This window comes from Pedobacter anseongensis, from assembly GCF_037482965.1.
GTDB classification, from domain to species: domain Bacteria; phylum Bacteroidota; class Bacteroidia; order Sphingobacteriales; family Sphingobacteriaceae; genus Pedobacter; species Pedobacter anseongensis.
Map to the genome: position 1 here is coordinate 16,745 of NZ_JBBHKB010000005.1, position 13,091 is coordinate 29,835.

General features: G+C 37.4%; 12 protein-coding genes. 5 read left to right on the plus strand and 7 right to left on the minus strand.

The features are described from left to right. The first annotated feature begins 54 nt into the window (after nucleotides 1–54). Nucleotides 55–333 carry a hypothetical protein gene (locus tag WG904_RS16935; protein WP_339580529.1) on the plus strand — a complete coding sequence of 93 codons (279 nt, stop codon included), beginning with the start codon at nucleotides 55–57 and terminating at the stop codon, nucleotides 331–333. A 2-nt stretch (nucleotides 334–335) separates the two neighbouring features. Here WG904_RS16935 and WG904_RS16940 read toward each other — a convergent pair whose 3' ends face one another. Then, on the minus strand, nucleotides 336–1,250 hold the full coding sequence (locus WG904_RS16940; protein ID WP_339580530.1) for a YihY/virulence factor BrkB family protein: 915 nt from the start codon (nucleotides 1,248–1,250) through the stop codon (nucleotides 336–338). Between the two features lie 123 nt (nucleotides 1,251–1,373). On the opposite strand from WG904_RS16940, the gene WG904_RS16945 reads away from it, so the two are divergent. Further along, nucleotides 1,374–4,355, plus strand: coding sequence for a glycoside hydrolase domain-containing protein (locus tag WG904_RS16945; protein ID WP_339580531.1), 2,982 nt, complete (start codon nucleotides 1,374–1,376; stop codon nucleotides 4,353–4,355). A gap of 443 nt (nucleotides 4,356–4,798) precedes the next feature. Here the strand turns inward: WG904_RS16945 and hppD are convergent, their stop codons facing one another. The 3 genes from hppD to WG904_RS16960 all read right to left on the minus strand — a co-directional run bounded on the left by hppD (nucleotide 4,799) and on the right by WG904_RS16960 (nucleotide 7,412). Continuing rightward, the gene (gene hppD / locus WG904_RS16950) at nucleotides 4,799–5,929 is read right to left on the minus strand and encodes a 4-hydroxyphenylpyruvate dioxygenase (protein WP_339580532.1); all 1,131 of its coding nucleotides are present in this window, start codon (nucleotides 5,927–5,929) and stop codon (nucleotides 4,799–4,801) included. Nucleotides 5,930–6,019: 90 nt separating this feature from the next. Beyond that, on the minus strand, nucleotides 6,020–7,186 hold the full coding sequence (locus WG904_RS16955; RefSeq protein ID WP_339580533.1) for a homogentisate 1,2-dioxygenase: 1,167 nt from the start codon (nucleotides 7,184–7,186) through the stop codon (nucleotides 6,020–6,022). 85 nt (nucleotides 7,187–7,271) lie between these two features. Continuing rightward, entirely contained in the window at nucleotides 7,272–7,412 is a 141-nt protein-coding gene (locus tag WG904_RS16960; protein WP_339580534.1) for a hypothetical protein, read from the minus strand. A 74-nt stretch (nucleotides 7,413–7,486) separates the two neighbouring features. Here WG904_RS16960 and WG904_RS16965 point away from each other — a divergent pair, with 74 nt between their 5' ends. The 3 genes from WG904_RS16965 (at nucleotide 7,487) to WG904_RS16975 (ending at nucleotide 9,795) form a co-directional block, all read left to right on the plus strand. Further along, a complete protein-coding gene (locus WG904_RS16965) occupies nucleotides 7,487–8,485 on the plus strand; it encodes a fumarylacetoacetate hydrolase family protein (RefSeq protein ID WP_339580535.1) in 999 nt (332 codons plus the stop codon). Between the two features lie 112 nt (nucleotides 8,486–8,597). Further along, nucleotides 8,598–8,780, plus strand: a complete 183-nt coding sequence (locus tag WG904_RS16970; protein ID WP_431844436.1) for a four helix bundle protein — start codon at nucleotides 8,598–8,600, stop codon at nucleotides 8,778–8,780. A 127-nt stretch (nucleotides 8,781–8,907) separates the two neighbouring features. Continuing rightward, nucleotides 8,908–9,795: a flavin reductase family protein gene (locus WG904_RS16975; RefSeq protein ID WP_339580536.1), complete on the plus strand. Its 888-nt coding sequence runs from the start codon at nucleotides 8,908–8,910 to the stop codon at nucleotides 9,793–9,795. Nucleotides 9,796–9,803: 8 nt separating this feature from the next. Here WG904_RS16975 and WG904_RS16980 read toward each other — a convergent pair whose 3' ends face one another. The 3 genes from WG904_RS16980 to WG904_RS16990 form a co-directional block, all read right to left on the minus strand. Then, a complete protein-coding gene (locus WG904_RS16980; RefSeq protein WP_339580537.1) occupies nucleotides 9,804–10,304 on the minus strand; it encodes a C40 family peptidase in 501 nt (166 codons plus the stop codon). A 140-nt stretch (nucleotides 10,305–10,444) separates the two neighbouring features. After that, on the minus strand, nucleotides 10,445–11,146 hold the full coding sequence (locus WG904_RS16985; RefSeq protein WP_339580538.1) for an SDR family NAD(P)-dependent oxidoreductase: 702 nt from the start codon (nucleotides 11,144–11,146) through the stop codon (nucleotides 10,445–10,447). 107 nt (nucleotides 11,147–11,253) lie between these two features. Continuing rightward, a complete protein-coding gene (locus WG904_RS16990; protein WP_339580539.1) occupies nucleotides 11,254–13,038 on the minus strand; it encodes an aromatic amino acid hydroxylase in 1,785 nt (594 codons plus the stop codon). Between the last annotated feature and the right edge of the window lie 53 nt (nucleotides 13,039–13,091).

Sequence of the window (13,091 nt, forward strand, 5' to 3'; positions counted from 1 at the left end):
TTTTTTTGGTCTCAAATTTGATGTTCAATTTAAGTATCTTAAAACCTAAGCCTTATGAACATCAAAGAATTACTTTTAAACGGTCAGAGCTTTTTAGCGCTTTTGAAAGAATTTTCAATTGAAGCAAATGATGTAAATATTCAGGACGAAAACGTACTCTTGAATGACCAAAATTTAGCACAGAAGGAAATTTTAAAAGAGAACATTTGTATTGAAGGAAAAGGAAAAAATGGAGTATTCAATTTCTTTGGCGTATTGCATCTTAATAGCTTAAATAAGCTTGCTATTTTTGAAATGCAAGGATTTGAACAAATCGATTTGCGTACTACCTAACTTTATTTTATAACTTCTTTTAACTCATAAAGGAATGCCCCTTTTATGGGTCTTATATGCTTTTTGCCAGTATCGCTAAGTACTTTTACGAAGCATGCACCAAAATAAAAGATGAAAGAAGAATAGAAAACAAAGAGCATAATTAATACGATCGATCCTGAAGCTCCATAAATGGTTCCAATATTGCTTAGCGGAAGCATAACTCGTAAAATATGTTTACCAAGCGTAAATAAAATACCAGTTAATAATCCACCTTTTATAGCTATTTTCCAGTTTGGCCTACCATTGGTTAAAAAGCGGAACAACACGGCAAACCAACTGGTTACGATAGCTATAAAAAGCAATTCGTTTAATATAGATAAAAAAATTTTTCCGAATGTTGGCGCTGCGGGATTAAGATAAATGCCAATAAATGCTTGAATACTATCGGTTATCAAGCCAACAAAAAATAAGAGACCAGCAAGTAAGATGATAATCATCGATCTACCTCTTAATTTTAGATTAAATAAAATGCCCATTTTTTCGTTCATTCCGATACTCCAGATCTGATCGAGCGAATTTTTAATCACCCCGAACAACGTTGTGGCTACGAACATAAAAAACACAAAACTCAAAATTGTTGCCCACCAATTAGAATCGGCACCCCTTATATTCCTTAAAACTTGCCTAATCTGTGTAATGCTACTATCGTCTAAGATTCCCGATAGCCTTTCAAAAAGTCGTGTAGCAAACGTTCGTCGGTCTACGAAAAATCCAAATAAGCGAATTAAAATTAATAAAATGGGGGGGAGGGCAAAATTGGCAAAAAAAGCAGTCGCACCCGCTAAGCGCAAAGGATCGTTTTTTTGAAATAGCTTAAAGGCAATTTTTAAATGTTTGAAAAATGATTTCGTTCTATTTATTACTTTTTCGTACATGTTAGGCATTTAAACTCGACCAAAATTAACAAAATTATCGTATAACCGAATCTTATGATAAACAATGGTTAAACAATAAATAAAAAAATTAAATTTACTGTCCTAATGTATTTAATAAAATCGATGAGGAAACTTCTATTTACAATGGGCTTGCTTTTGCAATTAATGGTTACCGGCTATGCGCAAGAGTTAAAATATGTAGCAAGTAATAATGGCTGGAATGCAGATTCGCTGGGTAATCACCGAGCAGTAATCAGCTTTCTTGGTTCAACAAAATTAGCGAAAGTAAGCATAACCTGGCGTAGAAGCGACCCTTATCCAGAAGACAAGGCAATTATTGTTCAGGATGCTAAAACGGGTAAACTAATGAGTAAAGTTTACCCCTTATCCATTACTAAAGAGGAGGGAGTATTTTGCTTTGAGGCAGAAGGAGGGGCAGGCATGTATTATGCGTATTATGAACCCTATAAAAATGAAGGACGATCTAATTATCCCAAAGGTGTTTATGTAAAACAACAAAAGACAAGCCTTGCGAATGCTAATCGTATCCCAATAAACACAAAAGTGGTAGAAATTCAATCCATAAATGCTTTTAATAGTGTTTATCCAATGGAGGTGATCGCAACTGCTGATGAGGTTAAGAAACTGAAAGCAAAATATGCTGAGCCTGCATATCTGGTTTTTCCGGAAAGCAGAAATTATCCGATCGTGATGCAAAATGATATCCCTCAGAGGTGGATTATAAATGGCGTAAAAAAAACATTTAGCGATAAAGCATTAAGAGGGGAAAACTTCTCATTTCAGCTAGGAATTTATGCGTTAAAGGATTTGGAGCATGTAACCTTGAAGTTTAGTGACTTAAAAGATCAGAGCGGACATAAAATTTCTTCTAATTTAATATCCTGCTTAAATACTAGTGGTATCGCTTACGACGGGAATAGGTTAACTAAAGTGGTAAATGTACCTTCAAATAAAGTTCAAGCCCTTTGGTGCTTGCTCAATGTACCCAATGCAACTTTAGCAGGAAAATATACTGGAACTGTGATGGTTAATGTGGCTAATGCTCCTGCTCAAACTATTAAGCTAAGCATAACGATCGACCCCAAACTGAGCAAGGAAAATGGCATTAATGAGCCTTGGAAACAAACGAGACTAACCTGGCTAAATTCTACCCTAGCTCAAAAAAACACCGTTATTGCGCCCTATACTCCGCTACAAATTCAAGACAACACCATTAGTTTGTTGGGTAGAAAGGTAATATTGGATAAAAATGGCTTCCCTAAACAAATTCAAACATTTTTTAGTCCAGAAATGACAGACTATACCACCACACCAAACAATGTGTTATACGAGAATATTCACTTCCACTTTGTGCGAAAGGCAGATGGTAAAAACACTGTTCTAAAAGATGGCGGAGTTCAATTTATAAAAAAGGAACCTGGAACGGTGCAGTGGATAAGTAAAAATGCAAACGACAGCTTAGTGATGGATGTTACTGGAACCTTAGAATTTGATGGTTTTTTAGTGTACAACGTAAAGGTTACCGCACTAAAGGATGTTGATTTTAAAGATGTAACTATGCACATCCCTTTTAATCCTACTGCCGCTAAGTATATGATGGGTTTTGGATTAAAAGGAGGCGAACGACCTGAAAAGGTAGACTGGAAATGGGATGTAGCTAATAAAAATCAAGATGGTGCATGGTTAGGTAATATAAATGCTGGGCTACAATACAGCTTGCGAGACGAGCATTATGTTAGACCGTTAAATACTAATTTTTACCTCCAAAAACCCTTGGTATTGCCAACATCATGGGGCAATGAAAATAAGGGCGGAGTAACCATCGGAATTAAAGGGAGCTCCATGTTGGTAAATAATTATACCGGCGAACGCAAAATGAACAAAGGTGATGTGCTGTATTATAATTTTACGCTTTTAATCACTCCATTTCATACCATTAATACCGACTTTCAATGGGGAAATCGTTTTTATCATAAATATAATAGCATCGATAGCATCAAAGCAACAGGCGCAACGGTAGTGAATATTCATCATGCAACACCGATAAATCCGTGGATTAATTATCCATTTATCGAGCATGTTAAAATGAAAAACTATATAGACGAGGCGCATAAAAAAGGTTTAAAAGTGAAAATTTATAACACGGTGCGTGAATTGTCTAATCGTGCATACGAGACTTTTCCAATGAGAAGTTTGGGGCATGAAATTTATTCGCCAGGCAAAGGCGGAGGTTTTTCGTGGTTACAGGAGCACATAAAAGAAGATTATATTGCTGCTTGGTTTGTTCCTGAAATTAAGGATGCCGCCATTGTAAATAGTGGAATGAGCCGTTGGCATAATTACTATGTGGAAGGCATGAATTGGCTAACCAAAAATGTAGGTATCGATGGTATTTATCTCGATGATGTAGCATTTGATCGAATAACCATGAAAAGAGTTAAGCGCGTGTTAACACAAAATGGTCGCCCTGGCATTATAGATTTGCACTCTGCAAACCAATATAATAAAAGTGATGGTTTTAATAATAGTGCAAACCTTTATATGGAACATTTCCCTTACCTTAATAGATTATGGTTTGGCGAATATTTCGATTATGAAAAAAGTAAACCAGATTTTTATCTCACTGAGGTAAGTGGCATTCCTTTTGGACTGATGGGCGAAATGCTACAAGATGGAGGTAACCAATGGCGAGGAATGGTATTTGGAATGACAAATCGCCTACCGTGGTCGGGCAATAACGATCCCACTCCACTTTGGAAGATTTGGGACAGCTTTGGCATGAAAGGCACTAAAATGTTTGGATACTGGTCTGAAAACAGTGGAATTAAGACTGGAAATGCCGAAATTTTAGCTACAGTGTATAAAAAACCTGGGGCAGTCTTAGTAGCCATTGCGAGTTGGGCAGATAAAGATGAGTCGATTAAATTAATTATTGATTGGAAAAAACTAGGGATCGACCCAGCAAAGGCAGTGATCACCATACCCCAAATTAAAAATTTTCAAGAGGGGGCGAGCTTAACTTCGCAGCAAGAAATTGGGATTGCTAAAGGTAAAGGCCTACTGGTTATAATTAAGGAGAAGTAATTTTCTCCTCAAATTCATCAGTTAGCTAACAATTTAACGTTTACCAAAGGCTTTTTTGAAACTGCTAAAAATGCGTGGCACATTTTACATTTCATAAACTTTTTACCTTTTTAATGGTTATATCTAAAATCTAAATTTATGAATAGCCATGTTCCAAAACATACAAACGCAAATAAAGGTACATGGCGTATTCCATATGACAATTGAAAACAATATAATCTACATATGAAATAGCCATGTGCCGAAACGCACAAACACAAATGAAGATACATGGCGTATTCCATATGACAATTGAAAACAACATAATCTACATATGAATAATTTTTTCAGAACAATCATTGCTGGCTATAGCGCAAAAAAATTAGGCGGAGGCTGCTTGTCGACCATCGTTATATTTGTTATTATTTACTATGCTTTGGGACATTGTTAGGTGCTATTGTAAATTACAGATTTCCTCGCAATTCTTGCTCTCTTTCGAGCGACTCGAACAGGGCTTTAAAATTTCCCGCTCCAAATGACTGCGCCCCCTTACGTTGAATAATCTCGAAGAATAGCGTTGGTCGATCTTCAACGGGCTTTGTGAATATTTGAAGTAAATAGCCCTCTTCATCGCAGTCTACCAAAATGCCTAAACTTTTTAATAACTCAATTTCTTCATCAATTTCGCCTACACGGCTTGGCATCATTTCGTAGTAGGCTTCTGGTGGTGCACTTAAAAATTCTACACCCCTTGCTTTTAATCCTCTTACCGTTTTTACAATGTCTTTCGTCGCAACCGCAATGTGCTGAACGCCTTCACCTTCATAAAATTCTAAATATTCTTCAATCTGCGATTTCTTTTTCCCCTCAGCAGGTTCGTTGATTGGAAATTTTGAAAAACCATTTCCATTACTCATTACTTTACTCATTAACGCCGAGTACTCTGTATTAATCTGCTTATCGTCGAATGATAAAATGTTTACAAAACCCATTACCTCTTCGTACCATTTAACCGTTTCGTTCATTCTGTTCCAGCCCACATTTCCAACGCAATGGTCGATATAAAGTAACCCGGTATCTTCTGGATTATATTCACTAACCCATTCACGATAACCCGGCATAAAAATTCCAGTGTAATTTTTGCGCTCAATAAACATATGAATGGTTTCGCCATAGGTGTAAATCCCCGACATTTTAACTACTCCTTGATCATCGGTTAAGGTTTGAGGTTCCAAATATGGCTTTGCTCCTCTTTTGGTGGTTTCTTCAAAGGCACTATAGGCATCATCAACCCAAAGTGCTAAAATTTTAACTCCATCACCATGTTTTTTTACATGCTCAGCAATAGGGTGCTCCGATTTTAAGGCGGTGGTTAAAATCAAGCGAATTTTCCCTTGTTTTAATACATAAGAAGCTCGATCGCGAACGCCTGTTTCTGGTCCAGCATACGCTAAAGATTGAAATCCGAACGCTGTTTTGTAATAATGTGCAGCTTGCTTAGCATTACCTACATAAAATTCTATATAGTCGGTTCCGTTTATAGGAAGAAAATCTGGTGCTTCAGCTATTTTTTCTGCGAAAGTTTGTGTACTCATTTTTTGTCTTTTTTAAGGTCGGGAAGTCAAGAAGTCAGAAAGCCGAAGGATAAAATCACGGACTTTCGGACTAAAAACTTTCGGACTAAATTATTCAATATTAATTTGCCAGCTCGTATGATAACTCTCATCCTCAATAGCTACAGCATCATGCGTAAGCATTAAAGGCCTAAAAGGATCTATCATTACCGCTAGTTCCTCAGTTTTTTCTTTGCCAATCGATTTTTCTACCGTACCTGGGTGTGGTCCATGTGGTATACCCCCTGGATGTAAGGTAATTTGGCCTTTTACCACACTTTTACGGCTCATGAAATCGCCATCAACATAATATAAAACCTCATCGCTATCTACATTACTGTGATTATACGGAGCTGGAATAGACAATGGATGATAGTCGTATTTTCGAGGCACAAAAGAACAGATCACAAAATTATGTCCTTCAAAGGTCTGATGAACGGGAGGCGGTTGATGTAAACGACCCGTTATCGGTTCAAAATCGTGAATGGAGAATGCCCAAGGATAATGAAATCCATCCCAACCTACAAAATCAAAAGGATGGGTGCCATACGTGTAAGGATACATGATGCCTTGTTTTTTAATCAATACTTTAAAGTCGCCAAATGCATCAATTGTCTCTAAATCTTGTGGGCGCTTAATGTCTCGCTCACAGTAGGGAGCGTGTTCTTCTAGCTGACCAAAGGAGTTGCGATAACGCTTTGGGGTACGAATTGGACTAAAACTTTCGACAATGAAAAGTCTATTTTTTTCATCGTTAAACTCGAGCTGATAGATGGTGCCGCGAGGGATCACTAAATAATCGCCATACGCAAACTTAATCTTTCCGAATCCCGTTTTTAGCGTTCCAGTGCCTTCGTGTATAAAAATAACTTCGTCGGCTTGACTGTTCTTGTAAAAATAATCAGTCATCGATTTTTTTGGTGCAGCGAGCGAAATGTGCAAATCGCTATTCACTAAAACAGGTTTACGGCTAGTTAAATAATCATCCTCAGGCTGTATGTTAAAACCAATTAAACTGGTATGCCGTAAATGCTTTTCTCTTGCTATTTTTGGCTCAACCGAATAGGGTTCGCCTAATGATTTTACGATAGTGGGAGGGTGGCAATGGTAAACCAAGGAGTATAAACTTGAAAAACCTTCGGTAGAAACCAACTCTTCAGCATATAAATTGCCATCAGGCTTACGAAAAACCGTATGTCTTTTAGGAGGAATGGTTCCTAATGTATGGTATATGGGCATAACGTTAGGTAATTTGGTTAGTGTATAAATTTATAACGAAAAGAACGTAAAAACCTTTTTCTTGGAGCAAATAAAAGATGATTCTTTAAGAATATTGCGCAAAAATGATTTTAGAAAGCATGGCATACCTAAATGCAGCGAGAACTTCGTTTGCATCGTGATTGTGATAGGTTAAATGGCTAATCATTACAGCTGCTAAATTATGTTTTTTTATTGCTATATTCAAAATTAATAATTCAATTCAACCACATTGGTGCTCAAATTATTTTTATAGCTTTGAGCCCATAAACCAAGTTCTGTATGAAGTTAGTATCCTATAAAACCGAAGATAGAGAGCACTTAGGTGTTTTTGTGAATGGACATATCTATAATTTAAACTCTTGCAATAAGCTTATTCCAGACGAAATGAATGCTTTTTTACAGGGTGGAGACGCATTGATGGAGCGTGCAAAGAAGATCAATGAAGATATTTTGAATGGAAAATTAAAGCCAAAAGAGGAAGTTTTTTACGAGGTATTGGCTCCCGTACCCCATCCAACTTCGTGCAGAGATGGGTATGCATTTCGTCAGCATGTAGCTTCAGCAAGGCGAAATAGAAAAGTAGAAATGATTGCCGAATTCGACCAATATCCTATATTCTACTTCACCAATCACAATGCCATTCAAGGGCCGGGAGAGATTGAGTGTATGCCCGATCATTTTCAGAAATTAGATTTTGAGTTAGAGGTTGCAGTGGTAATTGGTAAAAAAGGCAGAAATATTACGGCAGCAGAAGCTGATAATTACATTGCTGGTTACATGATTATGAACGATATGAGTGCGCGAACCTTGCAAATGGAAGAAATGCTACTCAATTTGGGTCCAGCTAAAGGAAAGGATTTTTCGACAGTTATTGGTCCTTGGTTGGTTACCCCCGATGAATTGGAAGCATTTAAAGTAGATGCCAAACCCAACCATGTTGGTAACGCTTATAACTTGAAAATGACCTGTCGTGTAAATGGGAAAGAAGTTTCGGCTGGCAATATGGCTGATATGGATTGGACATTTGCCGAAATTATAGAGCGCTGTGCTTATGGCGTAGATGTTTTACCAGGTGATGTTATCGGCTCGGGAACAGTAGGAACGGGTTGTTTTCTTGAACTTAATGGTACAGGTTTATTAAACAATCCAAATTATACACCACAATGGCTACAGCCTGGCGACGATGTGGAAATGGAAATTACGGGATTGGGGATTTTAACGAATATCATTACAAAAGTGGATACGGATTTTTCGATTTTGGGGCTTAAAAAGTTATAATATTTTAGGTGGTTAGGGCTTATTAAATTGCCTTTTGAACGATTTTGGATTCATAAATTGATAATAGTATTATTGATTTAGGAGCAAAGTAGAGCGTTTTGAAGACTTAGAAATTTGGCGGATAGCAAAAAAAATTGGAATAGAAGCGTATAAAATTTCTGATTTTGAGCCCTTAAAATCTGATTTTGGTTTAAAAGATCAATTTCGAAGAGCTGCAACGTCAATGTCTGATAACATTGCGGAAGGTTTTGAATATAATAATAACCCAGACCTTCTGCTAAAACAAAGCGACTAATTGATTACTTACAAAATTTTGAAAAGAATAAAAAGGCGTTAAAAAAAATATAAATATTTTAAGATCGTTGGCTATATGAATCCAAAACATTACAACTTTAACACATTCCAACATTTCAACAAAAATTATGCTAACCCTTAATACCTCAGAATTATCCCCAAACCAGCTCCAAAACTATCTCCAATATGCCATAGCACCACGGCCAATTTGTTTTGCGTCGACTATAGACAAGGCCGGAAATATTAATTTAAGCCCTTTTAGTTTTTTTAACTTATTTAGCACCAATCCGCCCATATGCGTTTTCTCACCTGCTCGGCGAGTGCGAGATAATACCACTAAACATACGCTAGAAAATGTCCTGGAAGTTAATGAATGTGTTATCAATATTGTTAACTATGCCATGGTTCAGCAAACCAGCTTGGCCAGCACTGAATATGCCAAAGGTGTAAATGAGTTTGAAAAATCTGGCTTCACTATGCTTGCGTCTGAATTAGTTAAACCACCACGTGTTGCGGAGGCGCCCGTTCAGTTGGAATGCATTGTTACGCAAGTTATGCCGTTAGGGGATAGAAATGGTGCGGGTAATTTAATATTGGCTGAAATTAAACGTATTCACATTAAGGAAGAGATTTTAGATGAAGAAGGAAAAATTGATCAAACCAAAATTGACTTGGTGGCACGATTAGGTGGCGATTGGTATTGTAGAATACGTTCAGAAAACTTGTTCAAAGTGGCCAAACCCTTAACAACTTTAGGAATTGGTATAGATGCTTTACCCGTTTCAGTTCGAAATTCGACCGTATTAACTGGAAATGACTTAGGAATGTTGGGTAATCGAGAAAAATTGCCAAGTGTTGAAGAAATCGATGCCATGCTTTCAAATACGAAGGTAAAAGAGATTTTAGATGCTACCATAGGGGATGCTACCACAAGAGCGCGTGAATTGCATGAGTTGGCCCATCAGCTGCTAGCGATTGGAAACGTAGAAGATGCGCTAAAAGTGGTGCTTTTGTAACGTATTTTTTATTCTACTACAGTAACGGCTTTTAAGAAGCGATGCTTGTAAACCCCATCTAAATTAGTGATGGTTACACCCTTTGCTTTTCCGGAAGATGAATGAATAAATTTAATATTGCCATCTTCGTCCTTAGCATAAATGATGCCTACGTGGCCAGCAGTTCTTAATTTGCTATTTGTACCCGTGAAAATAAGAATATCGCCCAATTTAGCTTCTGATAAGGTAATGGTTTTACCTTTTTTAGCAAAATCGGCAGAGGAGCGAGCCCCGCTAAAACCAAATTGCTTATATACATAACTTACAAAACCTGAGCAATCGAATCCTATTTTGGGATTGCTTGATGCATAACGATAACGGGTACCGATGAATGACTTTGCAAAATCTAATAGCTTTCCTCCCATTATTTGCTGGTATTGCTTAGGCAAAGAAGTATTTTCTTTTTCTTGGGCATTGCTAGTTAAAGCGAGACATGCAAACAGACATAAAATAAGGAGTGTTTTGTTCATCATTAATCATATAAAGGTACGAAAAAAGAAATTAATCTCACAATCTAGTGTGATAACTCAGCATTGCAAGGAGATATCTATTCGAATTAATTTCACGTTCTCTCGTCGTTTCACTCGATCGAGATGACGATTTTTAGGGGTTAGGGCGTAGTTACCGCTACCGGCAATATTTTTCCATTGAAAAATTTATGACCAGTTTTAGCAAAATCGGCAATGTATTTTCCCATTTCGAAAGCTAAAACAGGGCTTTCGTACCCTGGAAATGCCGCCTCTAACATTTCAGTTTGTGCTGATCCCAAGGCTAAGCAATTTACTTTAATGCCTGTTTCAGCAAGTTCGAAGGCGAGACACTCGCTTAAGGTATGTAAAGCTGCTTTGCTTGCCGAATAGGCCGAGAGCCCAGCAAATTTTACACTTCCTTGAAAGCCACCCATACTACCAACGTTCACAATATGACTTCCACTTTTTAACAAAGGAAGGGTGTGCTGGATCATTTTAAAATGACTCATCACATTGCTTTCTAACATTTCGGCTAAATCGGCAGAAGTGGTTTCCAAAAATGGCTTGTTTACTAAACTTCCAGCATTATTAATAAGAATATCTACAGTACCTAAGCGCTCGGCTAAGAAATTAACTAAAGCAACATAATCATCATTTACCAAATCGAAAGCAACGGGTAGAAGCGTGCAAGCGGGGTTAATTCCTTTGGCTATTTCTAAAAGCTTACGTAGTTTTTCAGCCGATCGGGCAATACAAACCACTTTATTTTTAGAATCTAGAGCAAATTCGAGCGCCGTTTCGAAGCCAATTCCACTACTTGCACCGGTTATAATGATGTTCATTTGTTTGGTTAATCGTTTATTTAACAGTTTATTTGGTTAACTGATTAATCGTGATTGGGTAATTTGCAAAGTCAATATTCTTAATCTATAAACAGTTAACCAAAAAATCAATCTTCGACCGTTATCAGCTGCGTTACTGGGTTGGCAATTACATGTAACCCATCGTTAATTAATTTGCTATGTTCGGGCTCGTTCGCAGCTTTCATCTCTAAATATATGCGTAATTCCTTTTCAAATGCAGGATTTATTTTTTGATGATATACAATTTCGAGAATTTCGAGCGAACATAACCAATCGGTACGATGGGCAGCCTGTAGCTCGTTAAAAACTGCTTCCAATTCTTCATACCCCTTTTGTTCTTCTCTTACCGTTCGCACTTTTTGATACAAAAGGTGTAATTGTTTAGTCTTTTCGTCGTAGTTAATTTTATGGGTTTGCTCTTTGCTTACAAAAGTGATTTCCTCATAAGCATCTTTATCGGCTGCTCCATTAAACACTGAAACTATTTTCTCGCCAATAGCCATGTCGTACACTCCCCATGAAGGATCGAACAACAAATTGCCATTGCTTTCTTTTACCGTACAGTTTTCGAAAGTGAGAAGAATTAATTTATCGTTTTGAATAGTAATTTCTTTTACCTTACCAAATACCTGTATCCCGCTTTCAAAAGTAATTTCTGTTTCTTTACCAATTAGAATACCTAAGGCTTCAAGCTCAATGAGCGTATGCAATTCGAGTGGTTTCTCTATATTTTTAAGCTTGCCAACGGGCGATGAGAAGCCATCTGCGTGATATGTTTTCCCATGTCCAAGCAATTGTTTTCCGTTAAATGCCAGTGCTGAAGGACCAGTTGTTTTAATAAAAGTAAGCTCATCTGCTTTATCCATTCCTACATCGGTGAAAATGCCCGTTACTTGTAGCCCAGAGCTATAAACAGCTGTACTGGTATTTTTACACTCAATTGCTTTTAAAATACTCTCTGTTCCACCTCTTCTAAAGGCCATGGTTTCTGCAAATGCTTCTAAAACATCAATTAAATTTTGGAAAGTCTCCGTTACAAATAACTGAGGCTGCTGCATGGTAATGTCGTATGGATAGTTGATGGTGTCTAAAGTATACCAAATCTTTTTCACTTCGGGATTCATGCAAGTTGCACTTTCTCCGATAGAAGATAATAATCCGGCTCCATAGATTTTAGGGTTTTCTAAGGTTCCAATTAAGCCATACTCTACCGTCCACCAATGCAAACGCCCGAGTAAAGCCATTTCAGAAGGCTCGCCCATATTATCGCCAATGTGGCGTAGCGATTTTTCGGCAGCCGCAATTTCTTTTTCATCACTATCTACAGCTTCTTTCAATATCGAAAGTTTCCGAATGGCTTCATACAGTTCGAAATCTTTGCTCGAGAACATTGCTTTTGCACCGATAGAACCAAAATAGCTTAAATAATTGTTGTAATCGGTATCTGCTATAATTGGGGCGTGGCCGGCACTCTCGTGGATAATATCTGGCGCAGGTGTGTATTCGATATGATTAATTTGTCGAATATCGGCCGCAATAACTAAAACCCTATAGGCCTGGTATTCCATAAATGCTGCAGGTGGAATAAATCCATCAACTGTAACTGCTCCCCAGCCAATTTTACCAAGGCTATCGTTCATTGTTTGCAAGTTAGGAATGTACTCGATACTAAGGCCTGCACGTTGTAAGCCTTTAATGTAGGGGTAATAGGCAACCGATTTTAAATAACTATAATTCTGACGCATTACATAACGCCAAACCGCTTGGTCTATTGGCGTGTATTTTTCATAATGCTGCTCAACGATAAACTGCCTTAAGTGTTTAGGAAGTTTAGCTACCTGCTCGTTATTAAAATCATTAAAGTCGCTCATTCTATGCTGTACTGATGTGATAATGGCTAAAATAGGGTGTTTTAGCTACTAAT